Source organism: Roseburia sp. 499 (genome assembly GCF_001940225.2).
Classification (GTDB): Bacteria; Bacillota; Clostridia; order Lachnospirales; family Lachnospiraceae; genus Petralouisia.
The window spans coordinates 59,373-74,571 of the sequence record NZ_CP135164.1 but is presented as its reverse complement, the minus strand read 5'-3'; the positions used below and the strand labels follow the sequence as shown (position 1 = coordinate 74,571).

Here is a 15,199-nt window from a genome sequence, read left to right as displayed (position 1 = left end):
TCTACCTGCTTCCTACAGTTCTTCTAAATTATAATGCGGATATAACGCCTTATGCACCTTCATCCACTCTGTCATTTCAGCTATCATTTTTTCATAATCCGGTACTTGATATGAAAAATCGAAGTTTGTCCGAACCAAAGTTTTATCCAGATAAATCTCTTCATTCTTATGAATTGTAATTTTATCTTTTCTCAAATAACGGTTAAACAGCTTCAGCAATTCATATTTACTAATATTTTTCTCATATACCATATGGTGCAATCCTGTTATCCCATTTTGGGCTGCTTCTTCCATTATATTCGCAAGCTCTAATGTTGTAACTCCTGTCCACATAGCATGTACATATCCACTTACTTCCTTTTCTTGTTTCATAAACCAATTTAAAAGGCCTATTCCTTGTGCACTCATATCCGGTCCAATAATGGAAGTGCGTATGGTGAGATTCTTCTCATCTCTTAATTCCCCTAACGCCTTACTCCTGTCATAAAAGCTTCTTCCATCACAGAAAGACTCCTCTGTATATGGACCACTATTTCCTGCAAACACACAGTCTGTGCTCATATGTATAACTCTCGTATGCATATCTTTCGTAATTTCAGCTAAAAAATGTGGCAAAAAACTATTCAGATATACTGCCTGGTCCTTATATTGTTCAGCATACTGGTTTAAAATTCCAATCGCATTGATTACAATATCGTATTTTCCCTCTCGAATGATTTCTCTTATATCCTTTTCATTCCGGGCATCTCCCACTATACTATTGCAAATACTTACTTTTCTTCTGGAAAATCCATCAACAACATGTCCTCTCTCTTTCAAATAAAGTGCAATTGTATGACCTGCCATTCCAGATGCCCCTAACACCAAAAACTTCATTTTAGCACTCCCATCCTTCCAACTGCTCTTGGATATACTTCAACTGTAATAACTTTTCTTTTACTTCCTCTACTCCCAATATCTTTGTGTTATTTGAATTAAATTCTTTCAATACATTTCGTTCCACATTTCCATGTGTGAAATATTTGTCATAGTTTAGGTCTCTTTTATCAACAGAAACTCTATAAAAATTTCCAAGATCTATCGCGTGAGCACACTCTTCATTGGTCAAAAGTGTTTCATACATCTTTTCTCCATGTCGAATTCCTATCACTTTTATTTCTGCTTTCGGATTAAAGATTTCTCTTACTGCCTGTGCAAGAACCTCTATTGTGCAAGCAGGGGCTTTCTGAACCATAATATCCCCTGAACTGGCATTCTCAAAAGCAAATAACACCAAATCAACAGCCTCCTCCAGACTCATAATGAATCTCGTCATTTTAGGTTCTGTTACTGTCATGCACTTTCCTTTTTTTATCTGATCAATAAACAGCGGAATAACGGAGCCTCTGGAGCACATTACATTTCCATAGCGTGTGCAACAAATCATCGTCTTTTCCGGTGCTACTGTTCTGGACTTTGCTACAACAACCTTTTCCATCAACGCTTTAGACGTTCCCATTGCATTAATTGGATATGCTGCTTTATCTGTAGAAAGACACACTATTTTCTTAACACCCATTTCATTAGCCGCAGTTAAAACATTATCCGTTCCTAATACATTTGTCCGAACAGCTTCGATTGGGAAAAATTCACAGGAAGGTACCTGTTTCAATGCGGCAGCATGAAATATGTAATCAACATCATACATTGCATCTCGTACACTTCTAAAATCTCGTACATCCCCAATATAAAACTTAATTTTGTTACTTGCCTCCGGGAACATTACCTGATATTCATGTCGCATATCATCTTGCTTTTTTTCGTCTCTGGAAAATATTCGTATTTCTTTTATATCCGTCTCTAAAAAACGTTTCAAAACTGCATTTCCAAAAGATCCTGTTCCACCTGTAATCATCAATACCTTATCTTTAAAAATCCCCATGTTGTCCTCCTTCTACTTTTTCTCTATTGCATACAATACCGTTTCTCTACTAAATAAATAATAACTTCTCAAATAAAATTGATAGTTATGATTAAAAGAATATACCAAATTGATAAGACGCCATATATCATCCGTTTTATGATATGTACAGATTGCTAAATCAGGATGATATTTTCGTATAATCTGTTCTGCCCCCTGCAAGCTGTCATATTCAGCACCTTCAATATCCATTTTTATATACGATATCGGAAGTCCCGAAATCACAGTATCTAAAGCAACCCCCGGCACTGTAACATTTCCGCTTTCGCAGATAGCGCTTCCCGGGCTGTCAGATTTCTCTTCCGAATAGGAAAAACTAACAAGAGCATTTTCCTTGGAAGTAGCACAAGGAAATAGTACCGGATGATACTCTGTCTCACAACATTTTACTCTATCTGATAATATGTTAAAATTATTTATATCCGGTTCGAACCCAATATAATTTAATTTCAATTTCTGTTTTTGAAAGCTCTCAAATGTATCCCCTATATATGCTCCACAATCTACAAAATATGTTCCTTCCCTCACATCCTTTATAATATCTTTATCAAAATACTGTTCCTCATTTACCGGCTTTGAAAATTCTTCCGCATTTCCTCCGACAATTGCCTTAATATAATTTTCAAATACCCTCCTGCTTTCTTCCTCCTCTAATCTGCTATAAGCCAATTCTATTTCTTTTTCTTGCGAAACCAATAGCTCTTTATCAAAATAGCTCTCCATAAATGCTTCTACAAAATGTACAATATTTTCTTCCCTGAATCCAATCTTCTGAAGCCTTTCTTTAATCTCATTATATTTTTCTTCACTTTTTACATAAAATGATACAATAACAATAATCTCTTCTAGATTTAAGTCCGCCTCCTGCAACTGCTTTTCATTCATTACGGGAACTTCATTTCTTTTCTCAAAATGTTTATCATCCAAAAAACAAATTATTTTACTCTTCTTTTTCATTAATTGCTCATATACCCACGCGCCATTTACTCCACTTCCAAAAATAACTATCTCTTTTCCCTCTAACTTAGCATCATTATTTTGATTCAAATCTATTTTTCCGATTTCTTCTTTTATTTCCATTTTACCCCTCCATACATTCTTCCAAATATTCTTGAAATCCTTTTAACACCTCAATCAATTCTCTATCTTTATCTTTATACATATTCATTCTACTAATGAAGCACTGTTTTACCGTATCTTTCGAGTATGGTATTCCGGTTTTCTCAAATAAATTTCTCATTAGCTCTTCATCTTTTCTCAAATCACAAAATACTCTAATAGCATATATATCATTTTCCCCTTTTTTAGTCCCTTGTTCCGGATGTTCTCTTCCCATTACATTAAACTCATTTAAAAAACCAATTTTAGTTACTGCAGCCATTCGAAACCAATAGTCGTAATCTGTTGCATATGATGCATCTGGATTAAATTCACCTGTCTTCACCCAGCTTTCTCGCTTTCCTAATAATGAACACCCATGAAATGCATTTCCCGTCATCAATAATGTTATATAATGTGCAACCGGATTTTCACTATCCACTTCCTCTAAATAAGCTGTTGGTTCCCACATCCCCAACAATTCACTATTTTCATTAATAGAAACAAACTTTGAAAATACAGCATCAAAATTCGGATGTTCATGCAAATACTCTATTTGAGAAGATATCATCGTTTCAAAATATAAATCATCTGCACTTAACCAGCACATATATTCTCCCCGAGCATTCTGCATTGCTTTATTTAGTGCAACTGCTGCACCGCTATTCTTTTCATTTGCGTACATACGTATTTTCTCAGGATACTTTTCCACATACTTTTTAATGATTTCTTCTGTACGATCTGTAGAAGCATCATTTACAATTACCAGTTCCCAATTCTCATATATCTGATTTATAATACTTGAAATAGATTGTTCAATATACTTTTCTGCATTATACGCCGGCATTATAACTGTTACCAATTCATTCATTTCTCTCCTAATCCTTTCACTTTTCTTTATTTGCAATTATAATATAGTTATCTGTTCGTAACATTCCTTCTTCTTCCTCACACCATTCCATTCCTTCTACCGATACTAAAAAACCTTCTTCCTCAGTTGTTAACGGATTTCCCATACTCTCTATATCTTGTATTTTTAGATTACATTCTCTGAACATTTGAAGTAACTTCGCTCCTGCAAAACACTGTTTATTTTTTCTATCCCAAATTCCAGATTGATCTGTATAATTATAACTTCCTCGTAATAATCCACATAAATTTTTAACATTAGCAAAGTTATAAACAGAAGTGATAAGCTTTCCACCTGGTTTTAAATAATCTTTCACCCTGTTTAGCACTTTCTTCGGTTCTCTAAGTTGTTCTAATACATTCCCCATAATAATATAATCAAAACTTTGCGTTTCAAACGGAATCTCCTGTTCTTCCACATCAATACAATATATCGGAGCAATCTTTTCTCCAATTAATACAGCTTTTCTTTCTTTTTCCACTCCTATAATCTCTGCATTTGGATATAACCCCTTTATTCTAAAAAGTGTATTTCCGCATCCACATCCAATATCAAGCACCCGAAATGATTCATTCTCATTTTCCGGAAGATACTTTATCAAATCCAGCCTTTGCTTTGCATAATAGTCTACATCAAATCCGTATTTTTGAGTATAAATATAGTGATTTCTACTATATATATTTAAATACCACTCTCTTTTCTGATTAAAGCTAACACTTCCATAATGAAAAATAAAACTATTATAACACATTGCCAAATGATAACCTGCCTGAATCATTCGTAGACAAATATCTGCGTCCTCATAGTTTCCCGGTGAAAATACCTCATCTAAATATCCCGTCTTTTCTAATGCTACTCTTTCCAACAATACCGCATATCCCCGCAAAAACATTCCAATCTCATAGGGATGTTTCATGAGTATATTATTTGTTCTCGCCTGCTTTAGTTGTTCTTCTAAGCTCCGTTTTTCCCTTCCAGTTCCTTCTGATGATAGCTTTTCTGCCATATTTGAAATACTTCCTGCTGCTCCTATTTTAGGTTCACATACTGCCATTCTAAGCCAAAACAATGCATTTTCTGTAACAATTGTATCATTGTTTAAGAGCATAATATCGTTTGCTTTTTCCGCTAATGCAATTCCCTGATTACATCCTTTTGGAAAACCTACATTTTCCTCATTACACTGTAATACAATATCCTCCTGCTCTTTTAACCACTCTACAACTCCATCAGTAGAAGCGTTATCTATTACCACCAATTCATACGCCGATACCGGATTATTTCGGCGAATACTCTTTATACAATTCTTCATCATATCACATGCATTATAAGAAAGTATTACAATGGACACCTTATGCCGTTTTACCCCCCCTTCTTCTAAACATCGTATCTTTTCTTGTATATCTTCTTTTTGCACATTTCCCAAAAACATTGCGTTTTCATAACATAAATAAGCCTTCTCCCGATTTTCCTGTAAATAATAATCTCCTAATTTTTCATAATTTGCACCATTTAAACTATCTTTTCCTATTAATTCTTCCAACTGTTTAAATACATTCTCTCTCTGTCCCATTTATTTTCTCCCAGCAATTACAATATAGTTATAAGCCCGCAATAATTCTTCTGGCGCTCTATTCCGCACCTGCTCTGTGAGTTTTAAAAACTTCTCCTCATCTGCCGATAGTTTATTCTCCAAAAAAGTAATATCTTGTATTTGAAAATCACATTCTTGAAATAATTGCAATACACTTTCCCCGGTAAAACACTGTATATTTTTCTTATCCCAAAGACCATATCTTTCTGTATTATCATACGTTCCACAAAACAATTGATAAATATTCCTTATATTTCCCGAGTTATAGACCGCTGCTATAATCGTTCCTCCAAGCTTCAAATATTTCTTAATGTCATTCAGAACTTTTTTAGGATATTCTATCTGTTCCAAAACGTTCCCCATAATAATATAATCAAAACTCTGTTTTTCAAAAGGCAATTCCTGGCTTTCAATATCAAGACAATAAATTTCCGACATTTTAGCTCCGATTTCCACTGCTTTTGAAAATTTTTCCACACCCACAACCTCTGCATTTGGATAAAGTCCTTTAATTCTTAGCAATGTGTTTCCACATCCACACCCTATATCCAGAAGTCGAAATACCTGACTGTTATCCTTAGGCAAATGTTCAATCAAATCATCTCTTTGCTTCGTGTAATAATCCACATCAAATCCATACTTTTCATTATACTTATAGAAATTTCTTGTAATGAGATTTTCGTACCAATCGTCTCTTTTCTTAAAACTTACACTTCCATAATGAAAAATAAAACTGTTGTAACACAACGCCAATTGATACCCCTTTTGAATCAATCTGAGACAAATATCTGCATCCTCAAAATTCCCCGGCGAAAATCTCTCATCCAAATAACCAGTCTTTTCCAATGCCTCACGTTTTATCATTAAAGCATATCCCAACAAACACATGCTTTTCTCATAAGGATGTTTCAATAACACATTATTATGCACTGCCCATTCCAACTGTTCCTCTATCGTTCTGGTTTCTTTTCCCCCCACAGTTGCAGACACCTTTTCTGTCATGTTAGAGATACTTCCTGCTGCTCCAATCTCCGGTTCACACAATGCCATTCTAAGCCAAAACAGTGCATTCTCTGTTACAATAGTATCGTTATTCAAAAGCATAATGTCATTTTCTTTTTCTGCCAGTTCGATTCCTTGATTACACCCTTTAGGAAAACCTACATTCTCTTCGTTGCATTGTAGTACAATGTCCTTCTGTTCCCTTAACCAATCCACAATTCCATCTGTAGAAGCATTATCTACTATTACCAATTCATAAGAACAGGATGGATTATTTCTACGAATACTTTCTATACATTCTTTCAGCATATCCTTAGCATTATAAGAGAGAATTACAATTGATACCTTGTGCTTATTAATTCCTTCCTGTTCTAAGGTTCTAATTCTCTCTTTAACGATTTGTTCCTCTACTCCCCCTAAAAATAATGCATTCTCATAGCACAGATATGCCTTTTCCTTATTTTCCTCCAAGTAATAATCCCCTAGGCACACATAATTCTGTCCATTCAAGCTGTCCTGCTCCATCAACCTTACCAATACATTAAATCTATCTTCTCGCTGCTCCATTTTTCCTCTCCGCTTTTCGCTATCCTGCCATTGTTCTATAAACGTCTCTACACAACGCTATCAATTCTTCCTGACTATAGATATTATAAACTGTATCAAGAATCTTTTTCACATTCTGAATCTCTTCTCCTTGTAAGTAAGCATTACTCCTCCACTCCGGAAACAATTCCTTTACATTATTTTGCATCTTCTTGAAATACTCTACACCCAAAATCATATTTCCCTGCCCTGCGAAAAACAGCGTTTCCACATAATATGTTTTTAAGAAATAAAACTCGATTTCATCATAGTAATCCATCATTAATTGCCTATGCGCTATCATATACCTCAGCACCTGCATCTGAACTTCCGGATGATCCACAAGTCTTTCTGACTTTTTCGCTTCAGAGTGCATCGTACTTTCCTCATTCATTCGGATTCGATAAAATGCCTCTTTCATGCAGCAGACTTTCTTTACATAAAACATCTGCGGATATACAAATGCGGGTTCTTCATAAATACGATGCTCTGCAAACTGTGCCTGACTTTCCTCCAGCAATTTACGTCGATACAATTTACTGCAATGATTCATGGTTAAAACCTCTGCCATAAGAAAAAGTTTTCGTGATATCTTGTCTTTTAATTCTGTTACCCCCTCTATCTTGCAATTATCACATAATTCTTCCCAATCCGTCGTATAATTACAATGATTAAACTGAACAATATCTGCATCTGTTTCTATTGCTCGCTGATAAACCTTTTCATAAGTCTCAGGCAATGCTTTATCATCAGAATCTAAAAATGCAATATATTCTCCTGTAGCATATTTCAATGCTTCATTTCGCGCCCCACCTTGTCTGCGATTTTCCGGCAGATTAATTGCAATGACCGATTCCGGGTACTTTTTCTCAAATTCTAAAATCATATCCCATGTGTTATCTGTGGATGCATCGTTTACAAGAATAAACTCTAAATTCTCCACTCCTATGGTTTGATTTTCCAAAGACTCCAAACACTCGCCCAAATATTTTTTTGAATTATGGCATGGTGTAATTACCGTAACCTTCTTCATTTTTACTCTCTACTCCTTACTTTGTCATGACTGCTTCTAAATATTTCACAACACTGTCCAGCAAATCAAATTCTTTCGCTTTATCAATAATACTTCCTACAATAATATCGAACATACCATATTCCAGAAGCTCCTTTTTATAGGCTCCTGCCAAAATGCATTTCGTTGTTAGGAAACCTTCCAGATTATTCGTGACAGACTGATAATTGGCATGTACCTCCATAAGAATTTCCGGTATAAATTCAATGCGGTACTTCTGAGCTATCCGAAGCACCAGTTCATAATCCTCCATACAAGGAAAGTTCTCATTAAAAATCCCCACTTTTTCAAAACATTCACGTTTTACTAACATAACCGGTGTTCCTATCATATTTCCAGCCAAAAGCTGTGGAAAAATATATCCACTTTTTTGCTCATTCGGAATGTTTCTATCCGGACAAATATCTTCTATTCCATTTAATCCATTATAATGATACTCACAATAAACAAGTCCTGTATCTTCAGATGCCTCAAGCATTACCTTCATCTGTTTTTCTAATTTATCTGAATGCCACTCATCATCGCTGTCCTGAAAAGCTATATAGTTGTATTTTGCCTCTTGAATTCCACGATTTCTTGCCTTCGCCGCACCACCATTTCCCTCACACTGTATATAGCGGATTCTGTCATCGTTGATTCCCTCTACTATCTCTTTTGTATTGTCTGTAGAACCATCATCTACAATCAATAACTCAAAGTCCTCATAGGTCTGATTCAACACACTTCTAATCGACCTTTCAATTAAATGTGCCCGATTGTATGTCGGTATTATGACGGATACTTTTTCTTTCAGTTGTTTTCCCCATCCATATTGCTTTAAAAACTTTTTTCTTTCTTCATAATAATTCTCCAGATTCATGAATCCATCATCATGAATACACCAAGGCTTTTCCATCCTTGGAACAACGACCTTATATCCCCGCTTACGAAATTCAAAACTCTGGGATACATCATAAAAATCCCATTTCTGAAAAATATCTGCTCTCCACGGAATATCATACTGAGTTGCCATCAACAGACCATCAATTACTTCCACCTCTTGATACGCTCCCTGCACTTCACCCAGTTCGGAATCTCCCATAAAATAAATATTACTGGTATAAAGCCTCCCAATGCGGTCGCTATACCACATGACCCCATTTTCCGACAGTTTCGGAGCTCCTACCATCCCAAACATTCCAACTTCAGGATTCTCAAATATTTGAAGCAAATACTTTAAAAAATCCGCTTCTACAATCATTACATCCTGATGAAGATATACCTTATATTTTGCATCAGATGCTTCCATTGCTTCATTATATCCTGCAGTCAAACTTTCTGCTTCCTGCACCGTCAAAACATCTATACTGTATTCTTTCGGTATATTTAACCGATTGATATAATACAACGCTTCCTGGAGATACTGTTCATTATTCACGCACATAATAAAACATATTTTCTTAGCATCCATATTTCCTTCTAATCCCTTCTGCCAATCTTCCCGGGGTTTCAATTTTTTCCAAGTATTCTTTTGCCCGCTGATTATTTCCTACGCTTCCGCACAAATCTGCCAGCATACATAAAACCGTTTCATTTCCAGGAGATAATTCATCCAAATACTCCAACATGCGAAACGCATACCGAAACATATTCTGCTCCATAAATATATCTGTCAATTCTAACAGCATACCACCCTTATCTGCAACTGCCGTATGTACCATATATTGTAGCATATCCGGGGTTATCCAGTTACTACGGATAAAATCTAAAAGTAATTCCTTTCCATGCTCATCTTTGGCAAATTCTATTTTCCACAAAATAAACTTTAGCTGTATTAGTTTACTTTTTATTTCTTCCGTTGATTTTCCTATATCCAAAATAGTAACTTTCTCATCAGCCTGAATTTCCCGCTCATATATCTGCATAATTACAATCAAATATGCCATCTGCGTTTTTGATTTGTATGTTTCTATAAAATCTTTATTGCGGAACAGTCTTAACAATTCCTCTCTTGCTTCTGTTGAACCTGCTTGTATCTTCTTATCAATCTGCATCAAATATATCTTCTCTTGTTCTTTATTCTGTCTGTTCCATTCCTGTTCCTTTTTCTCTTTCTCTTGTATATATTCTTCCGTATGCATATATGCCCATTCTTTCTGACTTTCCATATTCCTTCTCCTAATCATATATTCTGCAAAATACTTCTTGTCTCTTTCTCGGTTTTTCGCTAAAATGTACTATATATTACTGTTTATTTATTTGGAGGCTCATCATGAAATTTTTATTTGTTCCAACACATAATTCTATCTATGATATTCCATGGGCATTGCAGAGCATGGGGTACACTGTTGATGTTCTTGAATCTGCTCCGTTTGACCCCAACAACTCCGTTGTCGAACAAAATGAATATTTAACAGCACATTTAGAAAATAACCTTTACAATTTCGTTATTTCTTATCTATTCATTCCTGCTGTTTCAGATATTTGTGCAAAATTCAATATTCCCTATATTTCATGGACCTATGATTCTCCTTTGACCGCGCTCTTTACGCCGCCTGTTTTTCACAATACAAATTATACCTTTATTTTCGACAAAATGCAATGTAAACGGCTAACAGATGCAGGCGTTCCACATATTTTTCATATGCCGCTTGCCGTGAATCTGGAACGCACCGGATGCCTTGATATTACCGAAGAAGATGAGCACCTTTTTTCCCATGATATTTCTTTTGTGGGTGGACTGTATGAAAACAACACCTACAACGCATTGATCCAAGCTTTTCCTGAAAATCTTCAGTTGAAATTAAAATTATATTTGGTGCAGAACATGTGCCATTGGGAATCTTCTCGAAATTGGCCAGAACTTCCTCAAGACTGTTTAGATTTCCTTTTCAGTCAGACCGATATTTCCAGTTGGAATCAAACATCTCTTTTGAACGACACTACCTACTTAGGGTTATTATTCTTTCCTAGAAAATTAGCAGAATTAGAACGTGTTACTGTGTTGAATACATTGGCGCAAGATTTTGACGTACATTTATACACAAAAAGCCCTACAAATTTCCTACAAAATGTTAATACGCATACCAGTGTGGATTACTACACTGTAATGAATAAAATTTTTTATTTAAGCAAAATCAATTTAAATGTTACGCTCTCTTCTATCGAGACAGGTGTCCCGCAACGAATCTTGGACATCATGGGATGCGGTGGATTTGTCCTAACGAACTATCAGGAAGAAATTGAAGATTTATTTGTAATCGGAAAGGAAATCGAGGTATTTCGCAATATAGACGAACTACGTGAAAAATGTGCTTATTATTTGTCTCACGAAAAGGAACGTCTTACCATTGCCATGAAGGGCTATAAAAAGGTGCGCGATTCCTTCTCCTATCAACACCAGCTAAAAAAAATCATTTCCATTGTACAGGAGGATTTAAAGTAAGATGAAAATATTATTCTATCGCTATGGCAGTATCTGCGAACCGGATATTATAGAGGGATTCGAAGAACTTGGACATACTGTTTCCCAGATTACAGAAGAAATTACGAATAAAAATTTAGTATTTGGTGACTCTGCCCGCATTGTAAGTAACTACCTTATGGAACATCCTCATGACTGCGTATTTACCATTAACTTTTTTCCAATTATTTCTGATGTATGTAATATTTTTAAAATTCCATACATTTGCTGGACTGTGGACTCTCCGGTTATGGAGCTTTTTGCTAAGCCTATTCAAAATCCCTGCAATCGGATATTCCTCTTTGACCGGGCACAATATAATGAAATAGCCCCTCTAAACCCGGGACACGTATTTCATTTTCCACTTGCAGTCAATGTAAAAGCCAAACAACAGGTGGTAAAAAATGCCTCTGCCGCAGAAAGAAAACGTTTTTCTTCTGATATTTCTTTTGTAGGCTCCCTGTACACAGAAAAATGCCCCTATGATAAGCTGACCAATCCACCTGAATATCTTTCAGGCTATCTGAATGGCATAATTGAAAGTCAACTTAAGGTATATGGCTATTTCTTTGTGGAAGACTTACTTACAGACGAAATTGTTCAAAGTTTTAAAGCATGCTTACCGGGCTTTTATACCTATCCTCTGGATACTTTTTTAACGGATAAGATTACAACTGCGCAACTTTATATTGGAAACAAAATCACCGCCGTAGAGCGGCTGCGGACTATGGAAATCCTGTCAAAACACTTCAACCTTGACTTATATACCGGCAGCGATACTTCCACGCTTCCTAAAGTAAATAATCGGGGATTTGCAAAATCATTAACGGAAATGCCTGTTATTTTTCACGAAAGCAAGATTAACCTGAATCCTACTTCTAAGGCAATCCGTTCCGGTCTGCCTCAGCGCATATTTGATATTATGGGATGTGGTGGATTTGTTCTTACGAATTATCAACCGGAGCTTCCTGAAATTTTTGAACTAGGCTGCGAAGTCGCCGCCTATGGTAGTCTGGAAGAGTTGAAAGATATGGCTGGATATTATCTGGAACACGAAACAGAACGTCTGGAAATTGCCCATAATGGTTACGAAAAGATTGCCCGCGATTACAATTACCCGGGGAGATTAGAACAATTACTGCGGTTAGCATTTTCTATTTAAATACAAAGGAGATATAGCATGAGAATCTTATATATTGACTGGCCTTGCTTTGGCAAGGTTGATGTCCAATTTACTTTAGAGCAAGATGGACATGAATTTGTACCTTTTTTTCACGAAGGTTATCAAGACCGTGATAATCCGGAATTCGATCAGGCATTTCGGGAATTTGTTGGCGATACTCATTATGACTGTTGCTTTTCCTTTAATTATTTTCATATTGTTTCAAACAACTGTAAGGAAATGGGGATAAAATATATTGCAGCACTTTATGACAGCCCGTGTGTCATGTTGTACTCTTACTCCCTGATTAATCCGACTAACTATGTTTTTATGTTTGATAAACAGGAATATTTAAAACTAAAAAATGGAGGAATTGATACTGTATACTACAGCCCACTTCCTGTAAACAGTACCATTATTGATTTTTTAATAGAAAAGCCCTTTGATCGAAACAAACTTTCTGCTGATGTTTCTTTTGTTGGATCACTTTACAATGAAGACCATAATTTCTTTGAGCGTTTAGGAGGCGCTAATGATTACACAAAAGGTTACTTAGATGCCATTATGGAAGCACAACTAAAGGTACAAGGTTATAACTTTATTGAGGAAGTGCTCACACCAGACATTATTGCTGAACTCCAAAGAGTTTCTCCTTATGCACCGACCCCTTCCGGCATTGAAACTCCAGAATATATTTATTCTAACTATTTCATCGACCGCAAATTGACTTCTATTGAACGTCATAGGTTATTAACTGCTGTTGCAAAACATTGCAATCTTAAATTATATACCATTAATAAAGATGCCATCATTCCCGGAGCCGTTAATATGGGAGCTGTAGACTATTATTCCGAGATGCCTTATGTTTTTGCCAACAGCAAGATTAATTTAAATATTACGTTACGAAGTATCCAGTCCGGTATTCCATTACGCGCCATGGACATTCTGGGAGCCGGGGGATTCCTGTTGACAAACTTTCAGGCAGACTTTTTGGATTACTTTATTCCAAATGAAGATTTTGTATATTATGAAAGCGAAGAAGATTTAATTAACAAAGTAAATTACTACCTTTCTCACGAGAAAGAACGGATAGAAATCGCCCATAATGGTCACGAAAAAGTCAAGACAAATCACAGTTTTGAACAATTCTTTCATAACATTTTTCAAATTGTGTTCCCAGATTGATACCGTTCTATATATTCCTCAATTTTCTGCGCCCGCTTCTGCCAGGTATGGTGTTCCACTGCTACTTTATATGCACGTTCTGTCATCTGCTTAGCATCTTGCGGGTGCTCCAAAATATGAGTTATCATCTCCGGCAATTCATGTTGTTTCTTTAACTCATACAGATATAAGAAATTTTTTCCTTCTGCTTCCTCTTCCAAATAACGCGAAGTATCCGATACTACTACAGCTCCTGCAAGCATTCCGTTAAATATTCTCTCATGAGAACCATTCTTAAAGTTCGGCATACTATTTAAAACAATCTTTGCTCTCCCCATCAACGTCAATATTTCTTCCGGTGGGACATTGGGATGATACTCCAAATTTGGATGAGAAATCCATTCACATTTCTCCCATCCAGGACCATATAACGTTACATGTATTCCATTTTCAATCAGTAGCTTAATTGCCCGCTCACGGTAATAGGATATGGCATATACATCCAAAAAACGAAACAAACGAATATACTGTAATAACTGTTCATCCGCTACTTCTATCTGTTGCTTCCTAAAATAATTTTCTATCGCTGTTTCCAAAGTACACTTTGTATTGGTAATTAAGGCCGTCAACACTTTATCGCACAACTCTTCACTGTTAATTCCACAGATTTCATTCAAATTCTGCGGTATATAACCGGCTGCCACATCTCTAGGTAACCCTCCCGCATATAATACATCTATATCTCGTTCCTGCCACGAAATCTGTTCTTTCTTCCAAAGCATACCACCATGAGGCACAAAATGAGTTGCCATAATATTCGGAAAATATCTTTTGATAAAGTGCACATGATTCTTATCCACACATATTGCAACTGTTTTTTTCGGTGCCATTTGTAATTCCTGTAAATAGCACACAGGATGATCTACCAGAATATTTATACACAAAAAATCCAGCTGATTCCACAATTTTTCTCTCGGAGTCAACTCTATATTTAATCCCACATTATTAAATGTAATCACCGCATCTACCGGCTTTTGTATAAAATCATAAAGCTTTCCAAGGCTTATCAAAAGCTCCTTTGTATCTAAAACAAAAACCTCTGCTCCAGTCTCGGCAAAATACGATTCTAGTCCTTTTGAAAATACATCCAAAGTCTCCCATGTCCCCCGAATGAGAATAATTCTTTTTTTTGACCTCATATGCCTCTTTT

At 35.9% G+C, this 15,199-nt stretch carries 13 protein-coding genes; 3 read left to right on the top strand and 10 right to left on the bottom strand.

Going from position 1 to position 15,199, the window contains the following annotated elements:
- Positions 1–12: 12 nt before the first annotated feature.
- From BIV20_RS00435 to BIV20_RS00395, 9 genes are read right to left on the bottom strand one after another with little or no spacing between them, the layout of a single operon-like run.
- Positions 13–876, bottom strand: a complete 864-nt coding sequence (locus BIV20_RS00435) for an SDR family oxidoreductase (protein ID WP_075721654.1) — start codon at positions 874–876, stop codon at positions 13–15.
- Position 877: 1 nt separating this feature from the next.
- On the bottom strand, positions 878–1,921 hold the full coding sequence (locus BIV20_RS00430; RefSeq protein WP_075721655.1) for a polysaccharide biosynthesis protein: 1,044 nt from the start codon (positions 1,919–1,921) through the stop codon (positions 878–880).
- Positions 1,922–1,933: 12 nt separating this feature from the next.
- Positions 1,934–3,040: an FkbM family methyltransferase gene (locus tag BIV20_RS00425; protein ID WP_075721656.1), complete on the bottom strand. Its 1,107-nt coding sequence runs from the start codon at positions 3,038–3,040 to the stop codon at positions 1,934–1,936.
- 1 nt (position 3,041) lies between these two features.
- Positions 3,042–3,929 (bottom strand): glycosyltransferase family 2 protein, encoded by an 888-nt coding sequence (locus BIV20_RS00420; RefSeq protein ID WP_075721657.1) that lies wholly within the window; start codon positions 3,927–3,929, stop codon positions 3,042–3,044.
- A gap of 16 nt (positions 3,930–3,945) precedes the next feature.
- Complete coding sequence (locus BIV20_RS00415) at positions 3,946–5,541, bottom strand: methyltransferase (RefSeq protein WP_075721658.1); 1,596 nt, start codon at positions 5,539–5,541, stop codon at positions 3,946–3,948.
- Positions 5,542–7,131, bottom strand: coding sequence for a glycosyltransferase (locus BIV20_RS00410; RefSeq protein WP_083655264.1), 1,590 nt, complete (start codon positions 7,129–7,131; stop codon positions 5,542–5,544).
- A 19-nt stretch (positions 7,132–7,150) separates the two neighbouring features.
- Positions 7,151–8,182, bottom strand: a complete 1,032-nt coding sequence (locus BIV20_RS00405) for a glycosyltransferase family 2 protein (RefSeq protein WP_075721659.1) — start codon at positions 8,180–8,182, stop codon at positions 7,151–7,153.
- A 16-nt stretch (positions 8,183–8,198) separates the two neighbouring features.
- Positions 8,199–9,671: a glycosyltransferase gene (locus tag BIV20_RS00400; protein ID WP_083655266.1), complete on the bottom strand. Its 1,473-nt coding sequence runs from the start codon at positions 9,669–9,671 to the stop codon at positions 8,199–8,201.
- Entirely contained in the window at positions 9,661–10,368 is a 708-nt protein-coding gene (locus BIV20_RS00395; RefSeq protein WP_075721660.1) for a hypothetical protein, read from the bottom strand. Before BIV20_RS00395 ends, BIV20_RS00400 begins: the two co-directional genes overlap by 11 nt.
- Before the next feature lie 104 nt (positions 10,369–10,472).
- On the opposite strand from BIV20_RS00395, the gene BIV20_RS00390 reads away from it, so the two are divergent.
- The 3 genes from BIV20_RS00390 to BIV20_RS00380 are packed head-to-tail and all read left to right on the top strand — an operon-like array spanning position 10,473 to position 14,010.
- Positions 10,473–11,645 (top strand): CgeB family protein, encoded by a 1,173-nt coding sequence (locus BIV20_RS00390; protein ID WP_075721661.1) that lies wholly within the window; start codon positions 10,473–10,475, stop codon positions 11,643–11,645.
- Between the two features lies 1 nt (position 11,646).
- On the top strand, positions 11,647–12,825 hold the full coding sequence (locus BIV20_RS00385; protein WP_075721662.1) for a CgeB family protein: 1,179 nt from the start codon (positions 11,647–11,649) through the stop codon (positions 12,823–12,825).
- Positions 12,826–12,843: 18 nt separating this feature from the next.
- Complete coding sequence (locus BIV20_RS00380; protein WP_075721663.1) at positions 12,844–14,010, top strand: glycosyltransferase family protein; 1,167 nt, start codon at positions 12,844–12,846, stop codon at positions 14,008–14,010.
- On the opposite strand, the gene BIV20_RS00375 is transcribed toward BIV20_RS00380, so the two are convergent.
- Complete coding sequence (locus tag BIV20_RS00375; RefSeq protein ID WP_075721664.1) at positions 13,989–15,188, bottom strand: glycosyltransferase family protein; 1,200 nt, start codon at positions 15,186–15,188, stop codon at positions 13,989–13,991. The two genes, BIV20_RS00380 and BIV20_RS00375, sit on opposite strands and share 22 nt — an antisense overlap.
- Positions 15,189–15,199: the final 11 nt, after the last annotated feature.

What these genes read in the sequence shown, in the direction of transcription:
- BIV20_RS00375 (WP_075721664.1), bottom strand. Translation starts at nt 15,188, where the DNA reads ATGAGGTCAAAAAAAAGAATTATTCTCATTCGGGGGACATGGGAGACT.
- BIV20_RS00435 (WP_075721654.1), bottom strand. Translation starts at nt 876, where the DNA reads ATGAAGTTTTTGGTGTTAGGGGCATCTGGAATGGCAGGTCATACAATT.
- BIV20_RS00425 (WP_075721656.1), bottom strand. Translation starts at nt 3,040, where the DNA reads ATGGAAATAAAAGAAGAAATCGGAAAAATAGATTTGAATCAAAATAAT.
- BIV20_RS00400 (WP_083655266.1), bottom strand. Translation starts at nt 9,671, where the DNA reads ATGGATGCTAAGAAAATATGTTTTATTATGTGCGTGAATAATGAACAG.
- BIV20_RS00380 (WP_075721663.1), top strand. Translation starts at nt 12,844, where the DNA reads ATGAGAATCTTATATATTGACTGGCCTTGCTTTGGCAAGGTTGATGTC.
- BIV20_RS00430 (WP_075721655.1), bottom strand. Translation starts at nt 1,921, where the DNA reads ATGGGGATTTTTAAAGATAAGGTATTGATGATTACAGGTGGAACAGGA.
- BIV20_RS00415 (WP_075721658.1), bottom strand. Translation starts at nt 5,541, where the DNA reads ATGGGACAGAGAGAGAATGTATTTAAACAGTTGGAAGAATTAATAGGA.
- BIV20_RS00410 (WP_083655264.1), bottom strand. Translation starts at nt 7,131, where the DNA reads ATGGAGCAGCGAGAAGATAGATTTAATGTATTGGTAAGGTTGATGGAG.
- BIV20_RS00395 (WP_075721660.1), bottom strand. Translation starts at nt 10,368, where the DNA reads ATGGAAAGTCAGAAAGAATGGGCATATATGCATACGGAAGAATATATA.
- BIV20_RS00390 (WP_075721661.1), top strand. Translation starts at nt 10,473, where the DNA reads ATGAAATTTTTATTTGTTCCAACACATAATTCTATCTATGATATTCCA.
- BIV20_RS00420 (WP_075721657.1), bottom strand. Translation starts at nt 3,929, where the DNA reads ATGAATGAATTGGTAACAGTTATAATGCCGGCGTATAATGCAGAAAAG.
- BIV20_RS00405 (WP_075721659.1), bottom strand. Translation starts at nt 8,182, where the DNA reads ATGAAGAAGGTTACGGTAATTACACCATGCCATAATTCAAAAAAATAT.
- BIV20_RS00385 (WP_075721662.1), top strand. Translation starts at nt 11,647, where the DNA reads ATGAAAATATTATTCTATCGCTATGGCAGTATCTGCGAACCGGATATT.